Source organism: Jiangella alba (assembly GCF_900106035.1).
Classification (GTDB): domain Bacteria; phylum Actinomycetota; class Actinomycetes; order Jiangellales; family Jiangellaceae; genus Jiangella; species Jiangella alba.
This window is the reverse complement of the sequence record NZ_FNUC01000003.1, coordinates 3,131,547-3,157,089: the sequence shown is the minus strand read 5'-3', so window position 1 is coordinate 3,157,089 and position 25,543 is coordinate 3,131,547. Positions and strand designations below refer to the sequence as shown.

The 25,543-nt window shown below is 74.2% G+C and carries 18 protein-coding genes; 7 read left to right on the top strand and 11 right to left on the bottom strand.

The window, feature by feature from the left end; translation table 11 throughout:
* Window positions 1-102: 102 nt before the first annotated feature.
* Entirely contained in the window at window positions 103-864 is a 762-nt protein-coding gene (locus tag BLV02_RS16930; protein ID WP_074946399.1) for a hypothetical protein, read from the top strand.
* Between the two features lie 660 nt (window positions 865-1,524).
* Here the strand turns inward: BLV02_RS16930 and BLV02_RS16925 are convergent.
* From BLV02_RS16925 to BLV02_RS16900, 6 genes are all read right to left on the bottom strand, one after another.
* Window positions 1,525-3,075, bottom strand: a complete 1,551-nt coding sequence (locus BLV02_RS16925) for an ATP-dependent DNA ligase (RefSeq protein WP_069114759.1) — start codon at window positions 3,073-3,075, stop codon at window positions 1,525-1,527.
* Between the two features lie 94 nt (window positions 3,076-3,169).
* Window positions 3,170-4,564, bottom strand: coding sequence for a S1C family serine protease (locus BLV02_RS16920; protein ID WP_083289184.1), 1,395 nt, complete (start codon window positions 4,562-4,564; stop codon window positions 3,170-3,172).
* Window positions 4,565-4,604: 40 nt separating this feature from the next.
* Window positions 4,605-6,107, bottom strand: a complete 1,503-nt coding sequence (locus BLV02_RS16915) for a sensor histidine kinase (protein ID WP_216094569.1) — start codon at window positions 6,105-6,107, stop codon at window positions 4,605-4,607.
* Window positions 6,104-6,793: a response regulator transcription factor gene (locus BLV02_RS16910; protein WP_069114758.1), complete on the bottom strand. Its 690-nt coding sequence runs from the start codon at window positions 6,791-6,793 to the stop codon at window positions 6,104-6,106. The genes BLV02_RS16915 and BLV02_RS16910 overlap by 4 nt, the downstream gene beginning before the upstream one ends.
* A 120-nt stretch (window positions 6,794-6,913) precedes the next feature.
* Entirely contained in the window at window positions 6,914-7,870 is a 957-nt protein-coding gene (locus tag BLV02_RS16905) for a hypothetical protein (RefSeq protein WP_069114757.1), read from the bottom strand.
* Between the two features lie 221 nt (window positions 7,871-8,091).
* On the bottom strand, window positions 8,092-9,009 hold the full coding sequence (locus BLV02_RS16900) for a Gfo/Idh/MocA family protein (protein WP_069114756.1): 918 nt from the start codon (window positions 9,007-9,009) through the stop codon (window positions 8,092-8,094).
* A gap of 25 nt (window positions 9,010-9,034) precedes the next feature.
* Here BLV02_RS16900 and BLV02_RS16895 point away from each other — a divergent pair, with 25 nt between their 5' ends.
* From BLV02_RS16895 to BLV02_RS16880, 4 genes are read left to right on the top strand one after another with little or no spacing between them, the layout of a single operon-like run.
* Window positions 9,035-11,719 carry a bifunctional acetate--CoA ligase family protein/GNAT family N-acetyltransferase gene (locus tag BLV02_RS16895; RefSeq protein ID WP_069114755.1) on the top strand — a complete coding sequence of 895 codons (2,685 nt, stop codon included), beginning with the start codon at window positions 9,035-9,037 and terminating at the stop codon, window positions 11,717-11,719.
* Between the two features lie 32 nt (window positions 11,720-11,751).
* A complete protein-coding gene (locus BLV02_RS16890) occupies window positions 11,752-12,333 on the top strand; it encodes a DUF5998 family protein (RefSeq protein WP_069114754.1) in 582 nt (193 codons plus the stop codon).
* Window positions 12,334-12,336: 3 nt separating this feature from the next.
* Entirely contained in the window at window positions 12,337-13,443 is a 1,107-nt protein-coding gene (locus BLV02_RS16885) for an alkaline phosphatase family protein (protein WP_069114753.1), read from the top strand.
* Between the two features lie 7 nt (window positions 13,444-13,450).
* Window positions 13,451-14,098 carry a thymidine kinase gene (locus tag BLV02_RS16880; RefSeq protein ID WP_069114752.1) on the top strand — a complete coding sequence of 216 codons (648 nt, stop codon included), beginning with the start codon at window positions 13,451-13,453 and terminating at the stop codon, window positions 14,096-14,098.
* An 81-nt stretch (window positions 14,099-14,179) separates the two neighbouring features.
* On the opposite strand, the gene BLV02_RS16875 is transcribed toward BLV02_RS16880, so the two are convergent.
* The 5 genes from BLV02_RS16875 to BLV02_RS16855 all read right to left on the bottom strand — a co-directional run bounded on the left by BLV02_RS16875 (window position 14,180) and on the right by BLV02_RS16855 (window position 23,588).
* A complete protein-coding gene (locus tag BLV02_RS16875; RefSeq protein ID WP_083289204.1) occupies window positions 14,180-15,004 on the bottom strand; it encodes a phosphotransferase in 825 nt (274 codons plus the stop codon).
* Between the two features lie 112 nt (window positions 15,005-15,116).
* Window positions 15,117-15,749: an RNA polymerase sigma factor gene (locus BLV02_RS16870; RefSeq protein ID WP_069114749.1), complete on the bottom strand. Its 633-nt coding sequence runs from the start codon at window positions 15,747-15,749 to the stop codon at window positions 15,117-15,119.
* 499 nt (window positions 15,750-16,248) lie between these two features.
* Complete coding sequence (locus tag BLV02_RS16865) at window positions 16,249-20,037, bottom strand: phosphodiester glycosidase family protein (protein ID WP_141711858.1); 3,789 nt, start codon at window positions 20,035-20,037, stop codon at window positions 16,249-16,251.
* A gap of 981 nt (window positions 20,038-21,018) precedes the next feature.
* The gene (gene sepH, locus BLV02_RS16860; protein ID WP_074946485.1) at window positions 21,019-22,200 is read right to left on the bottom strand and encodes a septation protein SepH; all 1,182 of its coding nucleotides are present in this window, start codon (window positions 22,198-22,200) and stop codon (window positions 21,019-21,021) included.
* 98 nt (window positions 22,201-22,298) lie between these two features.
* Window positions 22,299-23,588 (bottom strand): D-arabinono-1,4-lactone oxidase, encoded by a 1,290-nt coding sequence (locus BLV02_RS16855; protein WP_069114746.1) that lies wholly within the window; start codon window positions 23,586-23,588, stop codon window positions 22,299-22,301.
* A gap of 15 nt (window positions 23,589-23,603) precedes the next feature.
* Here BLV02_RS16855 and BLV02_RS16850 point away from each other — a divergent pair, with 15 nt between their 5' ends.
* Complete coding sequence (locus BLV02_RS16850) at window positions 23,604-24,707, top strand: ferrochelatase (protein ID WP_069114745.1); 1,104 nt, start codon at window positions 23,604-23,606, stop codon at window positions 24,705-24,707.
* Between the two features lie 19 nt (window positions 24,708-24,726).
* Window positions 24,727-25,530 (top strand): inositol monophosphatase family protein, encoded by an 804-nt coding sequence (locus tag BLV02_RS16845; protein WP_069114744.1) that lies wholly within the window; start codon window positions 24,727-24,729, stop codon window positions 25,528-25,530.
* The last annotated feature ends 13 nt before the right edge of the window (window positions 25,531-25,543 follow it).

The following is a 25,543-nucleotide window of genomic DNA, read 5'->3' as shown; positions in this document are numbered from 1 at the left end:
GCCAATGATCGCCGTCGCCGGTTGGGTAGGCTTCGAACAGTCTCGTTCGGGGGACGGGCAACGTGCACCCTGGTGAACGATCACGATGGAGAGAAGATCGAGATGAGCCGACCGCACCCGCTGAGCGCGATGAAGGAGTGGGAGTGGTCGCAGGCATGGGAGCAGCAGCAGGAGATCGTCGATCGGCTGCACGCCAAGCGCGGCTCGTGGCTGCCCAACGTCGTCGAGAAGCGCCCCTGGGGCGCCGTCCGGTGGACCTCGGGACGGCCCACGCATGCGGCCTCGTCCGGTCAGGCGGTCCCCGAGACGTTCGCCGTGCTGCGGCCCGGGCTGAACGACCAGCCGCTGCGTGACCGCGTCGCCGAGGCGCTCGCCCAGCCGGCCCCCATGTTCCAGGTGGTCGGCATCGGGCTGCGCCGCCACCAGCTGATCCCGGCCATCGCCGGCGCGGCGGCCGGCGCGGTGCTGCTGATCGTGCTGGCGCTGGTCCTCGGCCTCGGCGCCATCGGCGCCATCCTCGGCCTGCTCATCGGCGTCGCCGGCGGCGGCGTGGGCGGCGCGGCCCTCGGCCAGTACCTGTTCGACCGCGAGCGCGACGCCGTCCTCAAGGAGGGCGAGCGCGTCCGCGTCGTCACCGGCCGCTACGCCCCGACCTCCTGGTCCCGCCTCGTCGACGCCACCACCGGCCTCGAGACCGCCGCCACCGCCGCGGCCGACGACCAGACCGGCAACGCGGTGCAGACGGCGCTCTGGGAGGCCGCGGGCCTGCTGCTGCGCTCGTCCGACCACACCGGCGTCGAGGTACTGGCCGACGGCATGGAGCGGCTGGCCCAAGCCCACCGCGGCATCAGCGGCGGCCGCTGACCCACCGCCGGCCGAAGCCCCGACTGCGGCCAGGGGTGGCGGGCGGCGCCAGTCGCGGCGCGGTTCGCGGCGCGACGTTGTCGGTGCCCGCCCGTAAGGTGGGCACCCTCCCTAGAGGGGCGGGTCATGCCTACCCCAAAGGCGACGCTCGCGCAGCGCGCTCGTTGGCCCGCGGTCCGCGCCGCTTCCATGCCAGGTCGCCGGTCCCAGGCCGGCTGCTGGGCGACGTGCTCCGGCGCTCGCGCCATGATCATCCAAGTTTTGGGGTGCTATCACCCCCCGAAACCTGGATGATCTTGGAGCAGCACCGGCCAGCGAGCGGCCAGCGAACACCAAGCCGAGCGGAGCCGGTCGCCACACCCGAAGCGGCCAGTGAGCGGCCAGCGGACCGGGACCACCAGCGGAGTCGGTAGCCAGAACGCCACCCAGCGAGGGCGAGAGGCCAGCGGACCCGCACCTCAGCAGAGGTGAGAGCCGGGCCCATTGTTCGGCCGGACCCCTGACGCTGCTTGAACGGGGGCGCGGGCGGCCGGGTCAAGCGGTCCTCCGCCGCGCGAAGCGCCAACAAAGAGGTCCGCTTGAGGCGACCGCCCGCGCCCCCGACCATCGAGAGCAGCAGGGGGCAGGCCAACGCGGCAAACCAAACCCACGCGAGCCCGGCTAGGTGGAAACGGGCCCGCGGATCTCCAGCACGGACTCGATGGTGTCGGCCTCGGCGGCCGGTTTGTCGGGACGGTGTCGCAGCACGCGGGCGAACCTCAACGCCACCCCGGCGGGATAGCGCGGCGACGTCTGGACGCCGTCGAAGGCGATCTCGACCAGCAGCTCCGGCCGCACCTGGACCACCCAGCCGTCGGTGGGCCCGGACGCGAGCGCCTGCAGCTCGGCCGTCTGCCACGTCAGCATGGCGTCGGTGAGCCCCTTGAACGTCTTGCCGAGCATGACCCACCCGCCGGCCGGGCCATAGGCGCCGGACGGGTCGAGCGCGCCGAGGTGCAGGTTGGACAGCCACCCCTGCCGCCGCCCGTGACCCCACTCGGCGGCGAGGATGGCGAGGTCGAGGGTGTGCCGCGGCTTCACCTTCAGCCAGCCCGCACCCCGCCGGCCCGCCTCGTAGGGAACGTCGAGGCCCTTGACGATGACGCCCTCGTGGCCCTGGGCGATGGCGTCGTCGAAGAAGGCCTGCGCGTCGGGCACCGACGCCGTGACGAGCCGCGGCACCCGGAGCGGTGCGGGCACGACGTCGGAGAGCGCGGCCCAGCGCTCGGTGCCGGGCGCCCCGATGAGGTCGGCGCCGTCGACGTGGAGGGCGTCGAAGACGAAGAGGGACAGCGGCACCTTGGCCCGCGCCGCGGCGACGTCGACCCGGCTGCTGACCCGCGACCCGGTGCGCTGGAACGGCAGCGGCCGGCCGGACGGGCCGAGCGCGATGGTCTCGCCGTCGAGCACCACCGACCGGACCGGCAGCGCCAGCGCCGCCTCGACCAGCTCGGGCACGTTGGCGGTGATGTCGTCGAGCGTGCGGGTGAACACGGCGACGTCGCTGCCGTCGCGGTGGATCTGCACCCGGACGCCGTCGACCTTCCACTCGACGGCGGCCTCGCCGGTGCGCCCCAGCGCGTCGGCGATGTCGGGCGCGGGGGAGGCCAGCATGGGCCGCAGCGGCGACCCGACGGTCAGCCGGAAGGACGCCAGCCCGTCGGCCCCCGACGCCAGCACCGCGGCCGCCACCGGCACCAGCGCCCCAGCGACGGTGACGGCCCGCCGCACCTCGACGGCCGGCACGGACGAGGCGCGCGCGACCGCCTCGGTCAGGACGCCGTCGAGGGCGCCCTGGCGCAGCTCACCGGAGACCAGCCCGGCCAGCAGCCGCTGCTCGGACGCGGTGGCGCGGGCCATCAGCTCGCGCAGCCGCTCGCGCCGCGCCGCCGTGGAGCCCTTCCCCGACAGCTCGGCCAGCGCGGCGAACGCGGCGTCGACCTCGAGCACCGACAGCGACGCGACGTCAGCGGCAGGCGGGAGATCGCGCAGCGACGCGTAGCCGAGGCCGGTGCGCCGCTGCCGCAGCTCTCCGGCGAGGTAGCTGGCGACCACCGCGGCCTCGCCGGGCGCGGCCCGGCGCAGGCAGCCGGCGAGCAGGTCGGTCTTCGCCAGCCGCCCGGAGACCCCGGCGACGGCGGCGGAGGTGTCGGCGACGTCCTTCAGCAGCACGATCCCAGTCTGCCCGCCGGCACTGACAAACGGCGACGCCCCCAGAGCACGCACCAGGCTCTGGGGGCGTCGGTCTCCCGGACGACGGCGTGGTTCAGCTGCTCTGTGCGTCACTGCCCAGGGTCACCGTGGTGGTGTGCTCCTGGCCATCGCGGACGTAGGTCAGCTCGATGTCGTCGCCGGGACGGTGCGACCGGACGGCCGCGATCAGGGAGGTCGCGTCGGTGACGACGCGGTCGCCGACGTGGGTGACGACGTCGCCCTGCTGCAGCCCGGCGTCGGCGCCGGCGCTGCCGTCGTTGACCTGGGCGATCTCGGCGCCGCGGACGTCGCCCTGGGCGTCGCCGACGCCCACGCCGATCTGCGCGTGGGTGGGCTGCTCGCCGCTGCGCAGCTCGTCGATGATCGGCTTGGCCTGGTCGATGGGGATGGAGAAGCCGAGGCCGATCGAGCCGTTGCTCTGGCCGGACGTCGCGATGGCGCTGTTGATGCCGACGACCTGGCCGTTCATGTTGACCAGCGGGCCACCCGAGTTGCCCGGGTTGATCGGCGCGTCGGTCTGGATGGCGTCGATGACGGAGTTGACGCTGCCCTGCTGCTCGGAGCCGGCCGCCACCGGACGGTCCAGGGCGGAGACGATGCCGGTGGTGACGGTGCCGTCGAGGCCGAGCGGCGAGCCGATGGCGACGACCTGCTGGCCGACGGCGAGGTCGCCGGAGCTGCCGAGTTCGGCCGCCTGCAGCCCGGACACGTCCTTCGCCTTGATGACGGCGAGGTCGGTGAGCGGGTCGGTGCCGAGCACCTCGGCCTCGGCCGTGGTGCCGTCGGCGAACGTCACCTGGACGCTGCCACCCTGGCCGGCGCCCTCGACCACGTGGTTGTTCGTGACGATCTCGCCGTCGGAGGAGATGATGACGCCGGTGCCGCCGGCCTCGCCGAACTGCGAGGCGACCGTGATCGACACGACGCTGGGCAGCACGTCGGCCGCGACGGCCTGCACGCCGGAGGCGCTGGACGTCTGCTGGTTGTTGCTGCCGCTGGTGTTGCTGAGGTCGCTGCGGGTGACGGAGTCGCCACCGGAGTCGCCGTTGTCGTCGTTGACGTACGCCGCGACACCGGCGCCGGCCGCGCCACCGATGATCGCGCCGAGCGCGACGCCGGCCAGGACGAGCGGGGCGCGACGGCGCTTCGGCTCGGGCTTGCGGTCGCCGTCGCCGAGCACGGGCTCGTGCGGCGGCGGGGAACCGGCGGCGCCGGCCTCGGTGGGCTCGGTCGCGCCCGGCTCGGCCGCGCCCGGCTCGGCCGCGCCGGTCTGGTCGCCGGACGGCGGCGTGCTCCAGCCGCTGCGGGGCAGCTCGGTGGTGGGAGCCTGAGCAGGCGCGGTGCCGGCCGGGGTGCCCGCGGGCGGCGGGGGCACGGGTGCGGTCGGTAGCGTCGTGGTGCTGGCCGAGCCCTGAGGCTCGCCGGAGGTGCGGGTCGCGTCGTCCATGTCTCCACCGTGCCCGGCGTCTCTGAGAGCAGGCTGAGAGTCAGTCAAGAGCAGCCGAAGAAGCGGCCGGCAGCCGCATCGTCAGGCGCGCGCCGCCCGACGGGGACCGCCCGGCCTCGACGCTGCCGCCGTGCCGCTCGGCCGCCGCCTTGACGATGGCCAGCCCCAGCCCGGACCCGGGCAGCCCGCGCGCCTCCGACGACCGGTAGAAGCGGTCGAAGACGCGGGGGAGGTCCTCGTCGGCGATGCCCGGCCCTTCGTCGCAGACGTCGAGGACGCCGTCGTGCAGGGTGACGGTGACGGTGCCGTTTGGCGGGCTGAACTTGGCGGCGTTGTCGAGCAGGTTGGTGGCCGCGCGGCCGAGCTGGGTGGCGTCGCCGGCGACGACCCAGCTGTGCAGGTCGGCGGAGAACGCGACGCCCGGCGCGCGGCGGCGCACCCGGCTGAGCGCGTCGCGGACCACGTCGGCGACGTCGACCTGTTCGCGCGACGCGGCCGGCGCGTCCTCGCGGGACAGCTCGACGAGGTCGCCGACCAGGGTGGACAGCTCGACGGCCTGGGCGCGGGTGTCGGCGATCAGCTGGGCGCGGTCGGCCGCGGCCATCCCGCCGCTGGCCTCGCTCTGCGCCAGCAGGTCGAGGTTGGTGCGCATGCTGGTCAGGGGGGTGCGCAACTCGTGCCCGGCGTCGGCGACCAGCCGCGACTGGCGCAGCCGGGCCTCGCTCAGCGCCGCCAGCATGGCGTTGAAGGCGTGTGCGAGGCGGGCGATCTCGTCGCTGCCGGTGACCTCGATCGGCTCGAGCTGTCCCGTGGCGGCGACGTGCTCGGCGGCCTGCGTGAGCTGGCGGACGGGACGCAGCCCGGCCCGCGCGATGGACAGCCCGGCCCAGGTGGCGAGCACGATGCCGACGCCGCCGGCGATGAACGACACCAGCCGCAGGCGGTCGAGCAGCTGCTCGGTCTGGGCGGTCGGCTGGCCGAGCACCAGCGCGAACCCCTGCTGGCCAGGCACGGCGACGACGCGGTAGGTGTCGCCGGCGAGGTCGGCGGTGCGGACGCTCTCGGGGCTCTCGCCGCGGGCGACCGCGAGCTCCTGGTCGCCCATGGGCGGCGTGGTGTCGACGCCGCGGGCGATGATGGCGGTGCCGTTGGCCTGCAGCAGCGCGATGCGGACGTCGGTGGCGACGATGGCCGCGCCGGGGATGTCGGCCAGCTGCTGAGGGTCGCCGAGCGTGGTCGAGACGGCGCTGCGGGCGCGGTCGAGCAGGTTCTGGTCGACGCTCGACTGCAGCTGCGACGACACCGTGAGGTAGGCCGCCAGCGCGGTCAGCGTGACGGCCAGGCCGACGCCGAGGGCGGCCAGCGCGCCGACCCGGGTGCGCAGCGACAGCCGGGACGCGAACCCGGTGGGCTGCGCCTCGGGCGGCGGCCCGGACGGCACGCCGTCGGGCGGGCCCGGCGGCACGGACGAGCGCCTGGCCGGCGGCGGGGGCGGGACCGCGTTCGACGGCGACCAGACGCGGCGGGCGGCGTCGCTGGTCACGGCGGATCCTCGCGGGCGACGTAGCCGACCCCGCGGACGGTGTGGATGAGCCGCGGCTCGCCCTGCTCCTCGGTCTTGCGGCGCAGGTACCCGACGTACACCTCCAGCGAGTTCGCCGTGGTCGGGAAGTCGTAACCCCACACCTCCTCGAGGATGCGGTCGCGGGTGAGCACCTGCCGCGGGTGCCGCAGCAGCAGCTCGAGCAGCGAGAACTCGGTGCGGGTGAGCCGGATGGCGCGGCCGCCGCGGGTGACGTCGCGGGTGCCGGGGTCGAGGACGAGGTCGCCCATGCGCAGCTGCGGGCCGGTCGACGGGTCGGTGGCGGGCGCGGCCCGGCGCAGCAGCGCCCGCAGCCGGGCCAGCAGCTCTTCGAGCGCGAACGGCTTGGGCAGGTAGTCGTCGGCGCCGGCGTCGAGCCCGGACACGCGGTCGGAGACCTCGTCGCGGGCGGTGAGCATGAGGATCGGGAGGTCGTTGCCGGCGGCACGCAGCGCGCGGCAGGTCGCGAGGCCGTCGAGGCGCGGCATCATGATGTCGAGGACGACGGCGTCGGGCGGATCGGTGCTGATGGCACGCAGCGCCTCCTCGCCGTCGCCGGCGAGGTCGATCTGGTAGCCGTTGAACGCCAGCGACCGGCGCAGCGACTCGCGCACGCCGGGATCGTCGTCGACGACAAGTACTCGCATGCTCTCAGTCTGCCCGTCCGACGTGAGAAACGCCTGAGAGCGGCGGAAGAACGCCGACGGCGGGCGGCCTCCCGAAGGAGTCCGCCCGCCGCCGGTCTGTCAGCTACGGCTGGCCCGGGTTCAGCTGAACGCGGGGCCGGCCGCCTCGGCCGCGTCGGACGCGACCGTGGAACGCGCCTCGGCGTCGGCCTTGGCCTGCGCCTTGCGGTCCGCCGCCACGTCGGACGGAACCGCCGCGGTGCGGGAACGCGCCGCCGCGGCAGCCGCCGCGCCGGAGTTGTCCTCGCCGCGGACGCGGTTGTTCTCGGCGACGACGGTGCCCGTGTTGCCCGAGACGTTGAAGTCGCCACGGACGACGTTGTCGGACACGTACACGTCGGCGCTGTTGTCGGTGATGCTGAGGTTGCCGCCGAACGCGTTGTAGCCGCACCCGGTCAGCGGGGCCGAGGCGCCGATCTGGAGGATCTCGCCGCTGCCGCTGAACGAGGCGTCGCCGTCGATCTCCGACAGGCACAGGACGCCGCCCTGCTCGGCGCCGGTCACCGAGTAGGTGCCCTCGATGACGGTGTCGTACACGTCGGTCAGGGTGTCGCCGGTGGTCGCGAGGTTCCGGGTGACCCAGCCACTCTCGATGAAGGTCTCACCGTTCGTGGAGGTGACGTTGCGGGCGTGGTCCGAGCCGACCGAGTAGAAGAACCCGGAGTCGGTGGCGGTGACGTTGCCACCGAGGGTGGTGCCCTCGGCGTAGGCGCCGTACGCCGCGGTCAGGACGGTGGTGCCGCTGACCGAGGTGCCGACGACGTCAGCGAAACCGTTCGACAGGACGCGGACGTTGCCGTTGACGGTCGCGCCGTCGAGCAGCAGGTTCGCGTCGGCACGAACGGTCACGTTGCCGTTGATGACGACGTTGGTCAGCTCGCACGACTTGCCGGCGGCCACGACGAGGTCACCGGGAACGGTGACGTCGGCTGCGACGCCGTCACAGAACGTGGTCAGCGCGGCCTGGGACGGCGCGGCGAACCCGACGGCCATGAGACCGGCGGCTGCCGCCGTCAGGGCGATCTTGCGGTAGCGCATGTGCGCTCCTCTCTGCGGATGCTGCGGATGATCCGGAGGCTCTGTGCGCAAGGATTCAGTTGTAGAGACCGAGCCGAAGCGACAGACACCCCCTACTCCTGCCGGAGACTTGGTACGACGTGCACTCTTTCCGGGAAATGACGATCATGTCAAGGTTTGGCCCGTATTTCGGGGCACTTGTCGACATGAGTTCGCCTCGCCGACACGAGAGAAACCGGCGTTCATTGCGACGACATATGTTCGCCGTGTCGCGCGTGGTCGAGGTGGTCCTGAGCCCGGACCAGGACGTCCAGCACCTGCGCCCCGAATTCCAGGCCGTACGGATGCGCCGGGGCGCCGGGCCGCGCGGCCGCCGTCAGCTCGGTGATCGCCGTGCTCAGCGCGTCGACGACGGTGGTGTGCTGGTCGGGCACGACGGCGTGCCCGGCGCCGCCCCACACGCGCGCGTAAGAGAGGCCGGCCGCCGTGGGGACGTTCTGGGAGACGCCGACGGTGCTGGAGGCGCCGCCGCGGTGGCCCAGCACGAGATGGACGGTGCCCAGCGGGTCCTCGTGCGCGGCGACCGTCTCGACCGGCGCCAGGACGTTCAGCAGGATCGACAGCGCGTGCGGCCCGAGGTCCCAGAGCCCGCCGTCGCGTTCCAGCCGCCACGGCGTGGCGAAGACGCCGTGCTCGCGCTGCACCGAGCCCAGCGTCAGCGCCGTGCCGCCCTCCCACGGGTGCTCGGCCGCGGCGGCCCGGCAGGACGCCAGCCAGTCGCGCACCTCGGGCCGGTACAGCTGGGTGAAGAACACGGCGCTGGCCACGCCGGACGCCGCGGCTGCGTCGACGAGGGCACGGCCGGCGGCGGCGTCGTGCGCGATCGGCTTCTCCAGCAGCAGGTGCTTGCCGGCGGCCGCCGCCGTCGTGGCGTACCCGGCCTGGACGTCGGGCGGGACGGAGAACTCGACGGCGTCGACGTCGGCCAGCAGCTCGTCGAAGGAGCCGTACGCCCGCACGCCGAACTCGCCGGCCAGCGCGGCCGTGCGGGCCGGGTCGCGGCCCCAGACGCCGGTGAACTCGGCGTCCGCCGTGGCCGCGAGGGCGGGTGCGTGGGCCACCCGGGCCCAGTGTCCGGTGCCGACCAGTCCGAAGCGCATGGCACGGACCCTATCGGCGTCCGGAATGTGCCCGGTTCCGGGCGCCCCGGCGACTAGCCTGAACACCGTGGACGAAGCGGCGGACTATCCCGCGCACTGGGAGGCCGACGTCGTGCTGTCCGACGGCGCGACGGCGCACCTGCGGCCCATCGTGCCCGCCGACGCCGAGCGGCTGGTCGAGTTCTACGCGCGCGTCAGCGACCGGTCCAAGTACTACCGCTTCTTCGCCCCCTACCCGACGCTCTCCGGCCGCGACGTCGAGCGGTTCACGAACGTCGACCATCGCGACCGGGTGGCGCTGATCCTGCTCATCGGCGACGCCATGATCGCCGTCGGCCGGTACGAGCGGCTCGACGCCACCGACGCCGAGGTCTCGTTCCTGGTCGAGGACGAGCACCAGGGTCGCGGCGTGGGCAGCGTGCTGCTGGAGCACCTGGCCCAGGCGGCCCGCGAGCGCGGCGTGCGCCGGTTCGTCGCCGACATCCTGCCGGCCAACCACAAGATGATCGACGTCTTCGCCGACGCCGGCTACACCGTCGACAACAGCTACGAGGACGGCGTCGTCCATGTCGAGTTCGAGATCGCCCCGACGGGCAGTTCGCTGGAGGTCATGGCGGCGCGCGAGCACCGCGCCGAGGCGCGCTCGATCGAGCGGCTGCTGACGCCGCGGTCGGTCGCGGTCGTCGGCGCCAGCCGCTGGCGCGAGAAGATCGGCCAGACGCTGGTCCGCAACCTCGTGCTGGGCGGCTTCACCGGCCCGGTCTACGCGGTCAACCGCGAGGCGACGGCGATCACCGGGCTGCCGGCCTACAAGAGCGTCCGCGACGTCCCCGGCGAGATCGACCTCGCGCTGGTCGCCGTCCCCGCCGACGCCGTCGCCGAGGTGGTCCTCGACTGCGCCGCGAAGGGCGTGCGCGGGCTGGTCGTCGTGTCGTCCGGGTTCGCCGAGACGGGCGAGCCGGTCGGCCGGTCGAGGCAGGGCGAGCTGGTCCGGCTGGCCCGGGCGCACGGCATGCGCATCGTCGGGCCGAACTGCCTGGGCATCGTCAACACCGACCCCGCGTTCTCGCTGAACGCGTCGCTGGCCACCACGCTGCCGCCGGCCGGGCGGGTCGGGTTCTTCGCCCAGTCCGGCGCGCTGGGCAGCGCCATCCTCGCCGACGGCGCCGCCCGCGGCCTGGGCGTGTCGACGTTCGTGTCGGCCGGCAACCGCGCCGACGTGTCCGGCAACGACCTGCTGCAGTACTGGCGCGACGACCCCGCCACCGAGGTCGTCCTGCTGTACCTCGAGTCGCTGGGCAACCCGCGCAAGTTCTCCCGGCTGTCCCGCGCGGTCGCCGAGGTCAAGCCGGTGGTGGCGGTCAAGAGCGGACGGTCCACCCAGGGCGTGCCGCTCGGGCACACCGTCCGGCCGATCGAGGCGCCCGCCGACGCGCTGGACGCGATGTTCCGGCAGTCCGGCGTCGTCCTGGTCGACACCATCCCGGAGATGTTCGACGTCGCGCAGGTGCTGGCGTTCCAGCCGCTGCCCACCGGCCGCACGGTCGCCGTCATGGGCAACTCCGGCGCGCTGTGCCTGCTGGCCGCCGACGCCGCCGTCAGCGCCGGGCTGGACGTCTACGGCGACCCCGTCGGCTTCGGCGCCGGCGCCACCGCCGACGACTACCGCAAGGCGCTGCGCACGTTCGTCGACGAGCCCGCCGTCAGCTCCGTCCTCGTCGTCTACGCGCCGGCCGTCGACGGCCCCGACGGCGAGGACGTCGCCGCGGCGCTGGCCGAGGTCGCGGCGGCGGCGGGGAAGCCCGTCGTCACGACGTTCCAGGGCCAGCGCGGCGTCCGCGGCCCGGCCGGAGTGCCGTCGTACCCGTCCCCGGAGGAGGCCGCCCGGGCACTCGGCCACGCCACCGCGTACGCCGAGTGGCGCCGGCGCAGCCACGGGAAGGTGCCGCGCCTCGAGGGCTGCGACACCGCGGCCGCGCGCAAGCTGGCCCGTGGCGCGCTGAGCGCGGTCGGCACCGACCCGCAGACCGGCGCCGACCTCCCGCCCGCGCGGCTGCGCGAACTGCTCGCCGCCTACGGCGTCGACCTGCTGCCGATGGTCGACGCGCCGACGCTCGACGCCGCGCTGGCCGCCCTGGACCTGCTGGGCGGCGAGGTGGTGCTCAAGGCGATGTCGCCACGGCTGCGGCACAGGCCCGACCTCGCCGCCGTATGGCGCAACATCGACACCGCGGACGAGATGCGCGACGCCTGGGCGACCATGGCGCAGACGCTGCTCGATCCCGCCGAGGCCGGGTTCGTCGTGCAGCCGATGGCGCCGGGCGGGGTGCCGGTGTCGATCCGGGCCTGGGAGGACCCCCTGTTCGGCCCGGTCGTCTCGTTCGGGCTGTCCGGCGTGGCGTCGGAGCTGCTGGGGGACCGGTCGTACCGCATCCCGCCGCTCACCGACCGCGACGCGGCCGAGATGGTGCGGGAGGTGAAGGCGGCCGCCTTGCTGATGGGCTACCACGGGGGCATCATGGCCGACCTGGGTGCGGTCGAGGACCTCGTGCACCGCATGTCGCGGCTGGTCGACGAGGTACCGGAGGTCGGCTCCATCGAGCTCGACCCGGTGCTCGCCGGCGAGTCCGGCCTGACGGTCGTCAACGGCTCCGCCCGGGTCGCCGCCCCGGCCGGACGACAGGACTGGTACACCCGGCGACTGCCGTGAGGCAGCGCCCACGAGCGTGGGAAGATGGAGGAATGGCGGATACAGGGACGCGTGAGGGTCTTCGCCTGGCCATCCAGGAGGCCGGCTATTACCCCGATCTCGTCGCGGACATGCTCGAGACCTCGCTGGCCGGCGAGGCGGTCGACTCCTACGTCGTGCACCACGAGCCGCACTTCGACCGCGACGAGTTGCGCCGGCACGTCAGCGTGCTGGTGCTCACCCCGACGAGGCTGATCGTCGGCCATACCGACGAGTACCCCTCCGACGACACCCACGACGTGCCGTACGCCACCACGTCCACCGAGGCGGTGCCGCTCGACCGCGTCACCTCGGTGGTCGTCAGCCGCACCGTCACGTCGCCGGCGGCGTACCGCACCGGCACCCCGGCGCTCGACGTCGTGCTGACGGTCGGCTGGGGCGCCATGAGCCGCATCGACCTCGAGCCCGCCACCTGCGGCGACCCCGAGTGCGAGGCCGACCACGGCTACACCGGCGCGCTGACGTCCGACGACTTCACCCTGCGGGTCAGCGAGGCCGGCGACGGCGTCGGACGGGTCCGCGACCTGCTGACGTTCGCCCGCGCGCTGTCCGCCGCCACCATCAGCGTGCGGTGACACGTGCCGCTGCCGCGTTACGGCGAGGACGCCCTCGCTGACCTCCTGCCGTCCGTGCTGGCCGCCCTCGGCGTGCCCGACGAGATCGACGTGCTGGGGCTGCCGCCGGCCCGCCGCTACTGCGTCCTGCTGGTCGACGCGCTCGGCTGGAACCTGCTGCGCGCCCACCCGGCGCAGGCGCCGTTCCTGACGTCGCTGACCGGCCGCTCCATCACCGCCGGCACCCCCACCACCACGGCCACCAGCCTGGCCAGCCTCGGCACCGGGCTGCCGCCGGGCAAGCACGGCATCGTCGGCTACACGTCGCGGGTGCCGGGCGGCGACGGCATCTTCAACGCGCTCAAGTGGGATCCACCCCTCGACCCGCTGACCTACCAGCCGTACCCGTCGCTGTTCGACCGCGCCGCGCGGGCCGGGGTGGCGACGACCGTCATCGGGCAGAGCAGCTTCCGCGACACCGGGCTGACCCGCGCCGCCATGGGCGGCCCGTTCCGCTCCGCCAACACCTACGGCCAGCGGGTCGCGGCCGCCGTCGAGGGGTCGTCCGGCGCCACGCCGTCGCTGGTGTACGTCTACGACGGCGACCTCGACTACACGGGTCACCAGCACGGCTGGCGCTCAGCCGCCTGGCGCTACCAGCTGGCCATGGTCGACCGCTTCGCCGAGCAGCTCTACGACGAGCTGCCGCCCGAGACCGTCCTCGTCGTCACCGCCGACCACGGCATGGTCGACGTCGACCCCGACCGCCGGGTCGACGTCGACGACGTGCCCGCGCTGCGCGAGGGCGTGGCGCTGGTGGCCGGCGAGGCCCGGTTCCGGCACGTGTACACCGCCTCGTCGGCGGTGGCCGACGACGTCGCCGCCGCGTGGCGGTCGGTGCTCGGTGACCGCGCCGCGGTGCTGACCCGCGCCGAGGCCGTCACGGCCGGCTGGTTCGGCGCGGTGGAGGCGCGGGTGGCCGAACGCATCGGCGACGTCGTCGCCAGCGTGCACGGCGACTGCGCGGTCGAGCGGCGCAGCGTGTTCCCCGTCGAGACCCGGCTGCGCGGCCTGCACGGCGCGCTGAGCGACGACGAGCTGATGGTGCCGCTGCTGGTCGGGGAGGCGTGATCCCGGCGTGGCGGAGCTGACCTTCTTCACCGGCACCATGGACTGCGGCAAGTCGACGCTCGCGCTGCAGACCGACTACAACCACCGCCGCCGCGGGCTGTCCGGGGTGCTGCTGACCTCGCACGACCGCGCCGGCGAGGCGACGGTCTCCAGCCGGCTGGGGCTGGCCGCCGACGCCGTCGAGGTGACGCCGTCGACGCAGCTGTGGGCACTGGTGGCGGCCCGGCTGACGGCCGGCGCCCGCATCGACTACGTCATCGGCGACGAAGCGCAGTTCTACACGTCCGAGCAGGTCGACGACCTCGGCCGCATGGCCGACGAGCTGGACGTCCCGGTGTACGCGTTCGGCATCCTCACCGACTTCCGCACCCGGCTGTTCCCGGGCTCGGCCCGGCTGGTCGAGCTCGCCGACCGCGTCGAGACCCTGCAGGTCGAGGCGTTGTGCTGGTGCGGGCGGCGGGCCACGCACAACGCCCGCACGGTCGGCGGCATCATGGTCACCGAGGGCGAGCAGGTGGTCGTCGGCGACACCGACGGCGCGGGCGTCGTCGGCTACGAGGTGCTGTGCCGGCACCACCACCGGCGCCGCATGACCGCCGTCAGCGCCCGGGTCGCCGAGGCCGGCGCCGAGCCACTGCCCTTCGCCACCGGCTGAGCTGCCCGATTCCAGTCGTCACGCCGCCGATGGTTGGCAGTTCACTGGCGCTATGGGCCCACCAAACTGCCAACCACCACCTCAGAAGAACTCGTCCAGCAGCCGGTAGAACGTCTGCTTCGCGGGGTCCGGCGGGACGCCGCAGCCGCGCAGGTAGCGGGCGGCGGCGTCGGGGCCGCCGAGGTCGTCCTCCAGTTCGCGGGTGACGATGGCGAGGTCGAGCCAGCGGTCGGCGACGCCGAGCCGACCGGCGTCGATGACACCGCTCACCGTCAGCGTCCCGGGGTCGATCAGCACGTTCTGCGTGGTGAGGTCGCCGTGGCAGACCACGAGATCCTCGCCGGCCGCCACACCCGGCACCTCGGCCGTCACCAGCAGGCCCGGCGCGGCCTCCAGCACGTCAGCGGCCGGGATGCCCCGCGCCCGCAGCCAGCGCAGCCGCTCGGCCTCGCCGACGAGGTCGTCGGTGGCCGCTCCTTGCGGTAGGTGCCGGCGGTGCGGACGACGGTGGCGCCCGAGAGACCGGACGTCACCGGCTCGGCGTCGTCCATTCAGATGCTGACCCAGCTGGTGACGACGGCCGGGCGGGCGTCGTCCTCGAAGCGGCAGCTGACCGAGATGGGTCCGGGCGCGACCGGCGCGGCGCGGAACCGGCCGTCGGCGTCGGTGGTGACGGTGACGACGCCGTCGACGTGGCGCACCTCGACCGTGGCCGGCGCCGGCGCGACGATCTGGCCCATGACGCGGTGGGCGCCGGCCTCGCGCGTGACCTCGAGGACCACGACGGTGTCGCCGGAGGTGAACGTCAGCAGCCGCGGCGCCTCGGTACCCGAGCGGACCGCGGCGGCCGGCTCGGCGCTGGAGTCGCCGACCAGTTCGGCCAGCTCGGCGTCGGCCGTGCGCCACACCAGGCTCGCCTTGGCGATGTCGACCAGCCGCCGCGGCGGCGGGTCGGTGGCCTCGATGACCTCGCGGAGCTGGTCGACCAGGCGGTCGTCGTCAGCCATGGATGCCCCCTTCAGCGCCGGCCCGTGCGCGGGCGGGCGCTGGCCGGGCCGGTGTCGTTCGTGTCGCGGGCGGTCTCGGTGCCGCCGGTGTCGTCGCCGTCGTGGATGAGCCGGCGCAGGTGTTCGAGGCAGCGCTGCCGCGTGGGTCCGACGCTGCCGACGGGCATGTCGAGCTCCGCGGCGACGTCGGCGTAGCGCGGGTCGGCCGCGGCCGCGGTGAGCCGCAGGAGGTCCTGGCAGCGGGGCCGCAGCCGCTGGAACGCGCGCAGCACCGCGACCTGCTCCTCGCGGGCGAGCAGCGCCTCGACCGGGCCGGGATCTGGGGTAGCGGCATCCTTGCTGTGGTCGTCCATGTCGAGGACGGGCAGCTCGGTGCCGACCTTGCGCAGCAGCCGCAGGCACTCGCGGCGCGCGGTGGTGACCAGCCAGGCCGCCAGCCGCTCCGGGTGGGCCAGCCGGCCGAGGTGCTCGACCAGCCGCAGCCAGGTGCTCTGGAACGCGTCCTCGGCGTCGCCGCCGTGCAGCCGATGGCTGCGGACGACCGCCCACACCAGCGACGCGTGGTCGTCGACCAGGCGGTCCCAGGCGCGTTGATCGCCCCTGGACGCCGCCTCGACCAGCTCACTGACGGACAGTTCGGCCACCGGCCCGAGTATAGATGCAGGTAGATCGCCGTCAGTGACGGGCACGCGCCCCCGGGCGTGGCGAACCACGCCCTGCCCACGTACCCGTCACCCCCCGTTGTGCCGATCATCGCAGCAGCCCCCCGGCTTCACAGACGTTGTACGAGCAGACGTCGTGGACGCCTGCGTCGCCTGGCTGCGAGGATCTCGACGACGCGGTTTCTCGAAAGAGCCCGCCACGGTTCCAGGGGAGCGAGGCCGCCGCGCACGGGCTGGTCGGGTGCGGCCCGACGTCGTGCTGGTGTCATGGCCGCCTCCCCTAGGTGTGCACGACACGGCCGGAGGTCCCTGGTCCGTGGAACGCCGACTGGTGGCCTAGCTCGGCGTTCACAGATACAGAGCACGCTCCGGCCGCCCAGATACGTGCGAAGCGGAAATTTCTCAGATTTCTTTGTTCCCGCAGGTCAGCCGCACTCGGTGGGACCGGACGGGCGAGCCGCCCGGCCCCGCCGAGGGGCGGTCAGTCCTGGCCGGGCCCGGCCTCGGGCTCGGCCTCGGCGCCCGTCAGGGGCACCTCGACGGCGCCGCCCGGCGCGTTGGACTCGACGACGAGGTCCGCGCTCGCACGGCCACCGGCGGGCGGCGGCGTGAACCGGACCGCCACCTCGCACGAGGCGCCCGGCGCGACCGGCGCCGCGGTGCACGCCCGCGCGTCGGCCACCGCGAACGCGTCCGCCGTCACCGTCAGCCCGGACACCACCAGCGGCCGATCGCCGGTGTTCGTCAGCGTCACCGGGCGCACCGCGGCGTCGGCCGGCACGGCGGTGAACACCGGCGCGTCCGCGTCGACCCGGGCGCCCGGACCGGCGGCGGCCACGACCCGGACCGTCGTTCGTCCCGTCACCGGCGCCAGCGACTCCGGGCCGGTGTAAGGGCGCATGGAGTCGCTGGTGACCTCCAGCGTCACCTCGCCGGTGCGCAGGCCGGTCAGCTGCCGCGTCACCGGGTCCAGGATCGCGACCTTGCCCTGGTTGCGGGCCCGGCGGACGGCCTGCTCGCCGGAGCCGACGGCCAGGCCGTCGTCGCCGGACCAGCGCACCGACATCGGGTAGGCCAGCGGCACGACCCGGCTGCCCGGCTGCACGCCGGACGGCTGGACGACGTGCCCGCCGACGGTCACCGCGCGGCCCGCCTCGACCGTCGCGGGGGCCTCGACGACGACCTGCTGGGCGAACGCGCGGACGTTGGCGCTGAGCCACTGCTGCGCGCCGGACCCGTCGCGGTCGACGTTCCACTCGACCCAGCCGGTGAAGCCGCCGCGGTCCGGGGTGCCGTACGGCGCCTTGCCCGACGACGGGTGCACGACGTACTGGACGCCCTCCTGGCGCTGGACGTTCGTGATCTGGGCGTGCGAGCCGACCATCGCGGCGCCCTTGTTGCTGGCCGACCGGAAATCGGCCAGCAGCCGCTGGACCAGCTGGACCTCCATGCGGTCGCCGAGCTGGCTGGACTTCGTCTCCGCCGGATCGTCGACCGGGTGGTGGGCGAAGACCATGACGTTGCTGACGGCGTCGTCGTCGGCCGCGGTCGTCAGCGCCTCCTCGAGCATGGGCAGCTGGTCCCAGTCCGAGCCGCGCAGGCTGCCCAGCGCGCTGTTGAGCAGGATGAACCGGGTGCCCTTGTGGTCGAAGGTCCGGTACGGGCGGCCGAACTCGGCCTCCCAGGCGTCCAGCGTCGACTGCGTGTTGCCCACGCCGTAGGACTCGTGGTTGCCCGGCACGTAGTAGCAGGGGACGGTGCCGGGGTCGTCGTCCGGCTCGGCGCCGGCGGCGACGAGGTCGCAGCCGCCCTCCTCCAGCGTCTGGCGGGCCAGCGCGACGTCCTCGGGCAGCCCGCGGTCGACGATGTCGCCGTTGAGCACGACGAGGTCCGGTTCCTCCGCGCGGATGCGCTGCAGCGCGGCGACGGCGACCTGGGTGAGGTCAGGCGACGCGGCGGTGAACTGGACGTCGGAGAGCGTGGCGAAGGACCAGTCGGCGCCCGCCTGCGGCTGCCCGTCGGCGGACACCAGCGGGTCGGCGCGCAGCGGCTCCTGCGGGGGCAGGTCGATCTGCGACGGGACGTCCGCCTCCAGCCCGCCGATGACGAACCGGCCCGGCAGCTGCTGGTCGACGGCGGTGTTGATGCCCTGGAACGAGTTGAACCGGATCGGGAACACCGCCGTCGACGGGATGGTGAACGTGGCGTACTGCCACTCGTCCGACGGCTGCAGGCCGGTGCCGTAGACGCCGATCGAGGTGCCCTCGGCGTCCCAGAAGCCGGCGTAGGTCAGGCCGCTCGGCACGAACACGTCCGACTTGAGCTTGAGCCGGACCCGCAGCGGCTGGCCCGGGATCTCGACCCAGCGGCTCGGGCTGCTGGCGGCGGTGATGCCCTTGTTGCGGGCGGCGCCGAACTCCAGCCTGATGCCGTCCGGGTCGTCGAGGATGTCCAAGCGCACGCCGGCGGTGCCGTTGCGGGTCCAGCGGCCGGTGGCGGCGTACTCGTCCTGGAAGTCGTAGACCTGGACGGTCTGGACGCCGACCGTCACCGGCAGCCGCACCGTCCGGCCGGCGGCGCTCAGTTCGACGACGGTGCCGCCCGCGGCGCGCGGGGTGACCAGCAGGCCGGTGCCGGACGCCGTGATGCCGACGACGGCCTCGTCGTAGCTGAGGTCGAGGTCGACCAGCTCGACGGGTGCGGCGAAGCCCTGCGCGTCGCGGCCGGTGACGGCGACCTCGACGGCGTGCTGCGGACCCGCGTCGCTGATGGAGAGGCGGTTCGTCGACAGCTCCAGCGAGTTCAGCGGGCCGAGGACGTCGATGCTGCGGACGCCCTGGGCCGCGCCGGCGGTCGCGTGCACCGTGACCCGCCCGCGCCGGTTCGCCGGCACCTCGAGCACGGAGGCGTCGACGGTGCCGCCGCTGCTGCGCCAGCGGACCGCCGCGGGGTCGAGCGCGACCGGGGTGAGGTGGTCGTCGACGGCCTTCGCGGTGAGCGTGCGGTGCAGGCCGGGGAACGCGCGGGCGTCGTCCTCGCCGGGCGTGATGACCAGCTGCTTGGGCGTGCCGTTGCCGGGCGCGACGAACAGGCCGACGCCGTTGGGATCTGGCCGCTCGGCGCCGTCGGACGGGCTGTTGCGGACGGTCGCGGCGTCCTCGCCGAGCGGGGCGGCCACCATCGACGTCGAGCCGCCGCCGTCGAGGTTCCAGGCCTGCTCCGCGCCGAGGCGCACCATGAACCGGGCCAGCTCGCGCATCGTCATGCCGTTGACCGGCGACTGCCGACCGTCGTTCGTCATGAGGATCATCGTGCGGCCGTCGTCCTTGAAGCCGATGACGGTGCGCGGGTGGACGGCGTTGTCGAGCTCGGAGTCCGGGCGGGCGACGCCGTCGCGGACCAGCTCGCGGTTGGAGCCGATGACGAAGCGCATCTGCCGGGCGATCTCGTCGCTGAGCTCGTAGCTGAGCGTCACGCCGTCGCCCGGCTGGAGGGTGCGGATCGCGGCCGCGCCGGCCTCCCGGCCGACCAGCACGAAGGCGCCGTCGGGGATGGCGCCCTCACCCGCGGCGGCGGCGTCCACGCTGACCACTCGCTCGTCCTGGACCAGCACGGATGCGACGTCGGTGGCGCCGCTGACGCCGATGGCGCGGCTGTACGTGCCCCAGGCGGGTGTGTACGCGACGATGGCGCCCGCGGGGGAGCCGGACATCGTGTTCGACGCGTTCAGCGAGGTCACCGGGTGCGCCGTGCCGCCGAACGTCGCCGTCGCGTCCAGCGTCATGTCGACCGCGCGGCCGATGCCGTCCAGGCCGACGCCGATGTGCGACCACGTCCCGTAGTCCGACGACTTCAGCAGCTCGCCGTCGCGGACCTCCGCGCCCAGCGGCGCGCCGGAGTTGTTGATGTCGAAGAAGTCGCCGTTGACGCCGGCGACCGCCCCGGCCTCGTTCACCATGACGCTCGTCGCCTGGCGGTCGGTGACGTGCTGGCCGGCCAGCAGGTCGCTGGTGACGGCCGGGTTGGCGAGGTCGGCGGTGAGGATGTGCTGGTCGTACCAGCCGGTCGGGGTGACGGAGGTCAGCTCGCGCAGCGTGATGCCGGGGCCGATCTGCTCGGTCCGGTCCACCAGCTCGATCGCGTCGTCCGTCAGCGGCGGCTCGTCCTGTGCTGTCGCGGGCACGCCGCTGAACACGCCGACCGCGACGGCGGACACCGTCAACGTGGACAACGACGTCACCCATCGACGTCGTGCGATGGTGCTCGACATTGGCATCGAGTCCTTGGATAGAGGTATAGGCCAATGCCATTGAAGTGGTTCGATGCACCTTGTCCTAGTCATCCCATTTGCGGCGGATGGAATTCTGGATGAACCGGGGTGGCGGCGCACGGAACAGCCCGCCTCGTCAGGGGACGAAACGGGCCGTGGGTTGTCGCACGGCAGCGATTGATGCGCAGTGGCCGCCGGTGTTGTCGCCGCGGCGTTCGGCCGTGACGGCCCGGCCCGGACCCCATGATCGTCGACCGCTGGCGACGTCATGATGTCGCCACTCGTTGACGATCATCGAACGTGCCCGGCGCCCGGCGCGCGGTGCGGCGGGCGGTGGGCGGTGGGCGGTCGGCCGTTGGCGGTGGAGGGGGTGCGGTGGGGCGCGCGGCAGGCGGGGGGTCCGGTTCCCTCCCGGCCGGGAGGGCTCCCACCCTACGGGCGGGCGGCGTTAACCCAGCGTGAACCGCGGCTGCCGACGTGGCTTGTCCGCGAAGCTCGGCAAGGGGTTGGTCACCCGTGGCCGGCACTCCAGCGTAGTGCGGCTCGGTGGACGGTGCGGTCGCCGCGGGGCAGGCGCTCCGGCGGGGTGCGGGTGGGGTGCGCGGTAGGCGGGGTCCGGTTCCCTCCCGGCCGGGAGGGCTCCCACCCTGCGGGCGGGCGGCGTTAACCCGGCGTGAACCGCCGCCGGCCGACGTGGCTTGTCCGCGAGGCTCGGCAAGGGGTTGGTCACCCGTGGCCGGCACTCCAGCGTGGTGCGGCTCGGTGGACCGTGCGGATGCCGCGGGGCAGGCGCTCAGGCGGGGTGCGGTGCGGTCGCGGTAGGCGGGGGTCCGGTCCCCTCCCGGCCGGGAGGGCTCCCACCCTACGGGCGGGCGGCGTTAACCCAGCGTGAACCGCGGCTGCCGACATGCCTCGTCGGCGACCTGCGCGCTGCCCACCCGGCCGGCGGGCGAGGCCGGCCGGGCTGGGTGGGGCGAGCGGTCAGTCGTTCTTGCGGCGCCCGAACATGATCTCGTCCCAGCTGGGGACGCTGGGCCGACGGGACCGGGAGGAGCTGGTCTTGCGGGCCGGCGGCGCCGGCTCGTCGGCCGTCGGGGCGAGGTCGGCGGCTTGCTCGTCGTCGGTTTCGACGTGCTGGGCGATGTCGCTGAGCCGCAGCCGCTCGCTGGTGGCCGCGTCGTCGGCGTCGTCGTCGACAGCCGAGGTGGTCGAGGCCGCAGGCGCGGCGGGCTCGGCCGGATCCGGCGTGTGGTCGTGGAACAGGTCGGGCTCGCGACGACGGCGTTCGCGGCCGGTGCGGGTGGTGCGCCGCTGGCGGCGGGCCGCGGCCGGGATCGGCGTGGTGTTCTCGAACTCGTCGTCCTCGTCGTCATCGTCCGAGCCGGCCGAGCCGGAGGAACCGGACGCGTCGCGCACGAGGCCGCGCACCGGCCCGACGCCGGCGGGCTTGAGGAACGCCGGGAGGTCAGGGCCGTCGTCATTGTCGGGCTGCTGTGCCGCGGCGCCGGACGGGCCGCCGGACGAGCCGCCCACGACGGACAGCCGGGCCGGGCCGGCCGGGGCCTCCGTCTCGGCGGGCGCGGGCGCCTCGGCCGGCAGCACGCCGGCGATGGAACGGGCGTTGTGGTCCTCGGGCACGACAGTGCGGCCGGACGGGTCGAACGAGAAGAGGGCGGAGTCCTCCTCCTCGCCGGCCCACGCGAACCGGACCAGCCAGCGGCCGTCCTCGCGCCGCCACGCGTCCCACTCGACGAGGTCGGGGTCGGCGCCGTGCGTCTTGGCGGTCGCCCCCGCGGCGGCCTCCAGCGTCTGCGGCGGGCCGTCGCCACCCAGCCGGCGCACCGTGGCCTGCCGGGCGCGCCCGGCGATGTGCTCGCGTTCGGCGAGGACGGGGCCGGCGAAGCGCTCGACCTTCTCGCGTGGCATGCCCGCCACGGCGGCGACGGAGTCGACGGACTCGCCCGCCCGGATGCGTGCCTGGATGTCGCGTGGACGTAGCTGGCTTTCGAGCCGGATATCCAACTGTCCCAACCTCGCTCGGTCGCCTCGGATCGCGGCGAGCAGGCGGTCGTCCACCCGCAACGCCAGCTGTTCACCGTCGTGGCCGGAGAGGATGAGGTGAGCGCCGTCCTCACTGACCGCGATCAGCCGAAGCTCACGCATCTCCTCACCTCCGATCACGACTGCCATCCATCGTCACCCGCGGCACCGGGTCCGACCAAGCCGCCACGCCGCCACCGGCCGGTCTGACGAGCACTTTTCTACTCGCCCAGCACCTGGTCGAGGTACTCGTTGGCCATGATCCGCTCCGGGTCGACCCGGTCGCGGACCGCCCGGAACGTCCCCATTCGCCGGTAGTGATCGAGAAGATACCCCGAATCGCGGGTATGGAGCTTTCCCCAGTGCGGCCGCCCACCGTACTCCGTCCACAGCTTCTCGACGGCGGAGAACCAGCCGGTGTAGTCGGTGCGGGGGTAGGCGTGCGTCGCGACGTAGACGGTGTCGCGCTCGTAGGCGGGGGAGAGCCACACGTCGTCGGCCGGGGCGAGGCGGACCTCGACCGGGAACGCCACCCGCCACGGCCCGCGCGCCGTCAGGTCCCGCAGCGCCCGCAGCGCCCCGGCGGCCGCCGAGCGGGGCAGCGCGTACTCCATCTCGTGGAAGCGGACCCGCCGGGTGCTGGTGAACACCTTCGGCGCGGCGTCGACGAAGCTGCGGCCGCCGATCAGCCGGGCGGCGACGGCGTTGACGGCGGGGGTGGTCTTGGGCGCGGCCCTGGTCACCCGCTGGACCAGCGCCAGCCCGGCGTTCTCGACGACGTCGCCGGACCACCAGGCGGCGAAGGAGTGCGGCGGCGCGGCCGGCTCGCCGGTGCGGCGGTTCACGGTGAGCTGGACGGCGTCGGTGAACGGCAGCCAGTAGAGGTCGCAGTGGTCGGCCGCCTCCAGTTCGGCGAACCGCTCGACGACGGCGTCCAGCGTCGTCCGCTCCACCGTGGACCGGAGCGTGAACGCCGGTTCGACCCGGAACGTGACACTGGTCACGATGCCCAGCGCGCCGAGGCCGAGCCGCGCGGCCTGGAACAGGTCGCCGTCGTCGGCCGCCGACACCCGCCGCACCGCGCCGTCGGGCAGCGCGATCTCCAGCGCCACCACCTGCTCGGACAGCGACGCGCTGGCCCGGCCGCTGCCGTGGGTGCCGGTCGCGATGGCCCCGGACACCGTCTGGACGGCGATGTCGCCCATGTTCGTCAGGCCGTAGCCGCGCTCGGTGAGCAGCGCGTTGAGCTCGTGCAACCGGGTGCCGGCGCCGACGGTGGCGGTGTGCGCGGTGGTGTCGAGCGCGAACAGGCCGGTCAGCGCGTCCAGCCGCACCTGGACGCCGTCCGTCGCCGCGACGGGGGTGAAGCTGTGCCCCGCGCCGACCGGCTTGACCCGCAGCCCGTCGCGCGCGGCGGCGGTGAGCACAGCGGCCGCCTCGTCGGCGCTCGTGGGCCGCTCGACGCGGACCGGGCGCGCCTGGACGGTACGCGCCCAGTTCTGCCAGACCATGCGGGATAGGCTCTCATGGTGAGCATCACCGATCCGTACGACGCTCTCCTGGTCGTCTCCTTCGGCGGTCCGGAGGGGCAGGACGACGTCATCCCGTTCCTCGAGAACGTCACCCGCGGCAAGAACATCCCGCGGGAGCGGCTGGAAGAGGTCGGCGAGCACTACCGGCTGTTCGGCGGGCGCAGCCCGATCAACGACCAGAACCGCGCGCTCATCGCCAACCTCGAGCACGAACTGGCCGAGCGGAAGATCTCGCTGCCGGTCTACTGGGGCAACCGCAACTGGGACCCCTACCTCGCCGACGAGCTCGCCCGCATGCGCGACGACGGCGTCGAGCGGGTCGCGGCGTTCGTGACCAGCGCGTACGACTCCTACTCCGGCTGCCGGCAGTACCGCGAGGACCTGTGGCGCGCGGTGCGGAAGGTCGGGCCGGGGGCGCCGCGCATCGACCGGCTGCGGCACTCGTTCGACCACCCCGGCTTCGTGACGGCCAACGCCGACGGCGTCGTGGGCGCGCTCGGCGACCTGCCGCGCGACGTCGCCGACCGGGCCCGCATCGTCTACGTCACGCACTCCATCCCCGACGCCATGGCCGAGACGTCCGGGCCGACCGGCGGCGCGTACGTCGCGCAGCACCTGGCCGTCGCGTCCGCCGTCAGCGCGCAGGTGCAGGCCCGCACGGGCGTCGAGCGCCCGCACGATCTCGTCTACTGCTCGCGCAGCGGCCCGCCGTCGATGCCGTGGCTCGAGCCGGACGTCAACGACCACCTGGCCGCACTGGCGTCCGACGGCGTCGAGGCGGTCGTGCTGGCGCCCATCGGGTTCCTGTCCGATCACATGGAGGTCGCCTACGACCTCGACACCGAGGCGCTGGCGACGGCGAAGGAGCTGGGCATCGCCGCGGCGCGAGCGGCCACCGCCGGCACCCACCCCGACTTCGTCGACACCGTCATCGACCTCCTGCTCGAGCGCGCCGCCGTCGAGCGCGGCGAGTCCGTCGTCCGGGCCAGCATCGGCGCGCCCGGGCCGGCGGCCGACGTCGCTCCGGCCGGCTGCTGCCCCAACCTGCGCGAGGACCTGCCCGCCCTCTGCGGCGCCGACTCGCCCCCGTACCCGTGACCCCTGTGGAGGACTCCCCGTGACGGCCGACCCCGCCGACCTGCTCGTCCTGGCCGAGAAGACCGCCCGTGAGGCCGGTGACCTCGTCCGCGACAAGCGCGAGGCGGTCGAGCGCATGGCCGTCGCCGGCACCAAGTCGACGCCCACCGACGTCGTCACGGAGTCCGACACCGCCGCCGAGGCGCTGATCCGCTCGCGCCTCTTCGCCGCCCGCCCCGACGACGGCTTCCTCGGCGAGGAGGACGGTTCGGTCGCGGGCTCCACCGGCGTCGAGTGGGTGGTCGACCCGATCGACGGCACCGTCAACTACCTCTACGGCCTTCCGCAGTACGCGGTCTCCATCGCCGCCCGCATCGACGGCGTGGTCCGCGCCGGCGTCGTCCACAACCCCGCCAGCGGCGAGACGTGGACGGCGGTGTCCGGCGGCGGCGCCTTCCTCGACGGCGGCCCGGTGCGCGTGTCGTCCTGCTCGTCGCTGTCGTTGGCGCTGGTCGGGACCGGTTTCGGTTACGACGCGGTGCGGCGGGCGCGGCAGGCGGCGGTGCTGCTGGAGGTCGTGCCGGCCGTCCGCGACATCCGCCGGGCCGGCGCCGCCGCGCTGGACCTGTGCGCCGTGGCGACCGGCCGGCTGGACGGCTACTACGAGCGCGGCCTGAACCCGTGGGACCTCGCGGCGGGCGGGCTGATCGCCGCCGAGGCCGGCGCGGTGGTCAGCGGCCTGCGCGGCGCCGAGGCCGGCAACGACCTCGCCCTGGCCGCGACGCCCGGCGTGGCGGCCGAGCTGACGGCGCTGCTCGAGCGGCTCGGCGCCGACCACGACTGACGGCGTGGGGCGC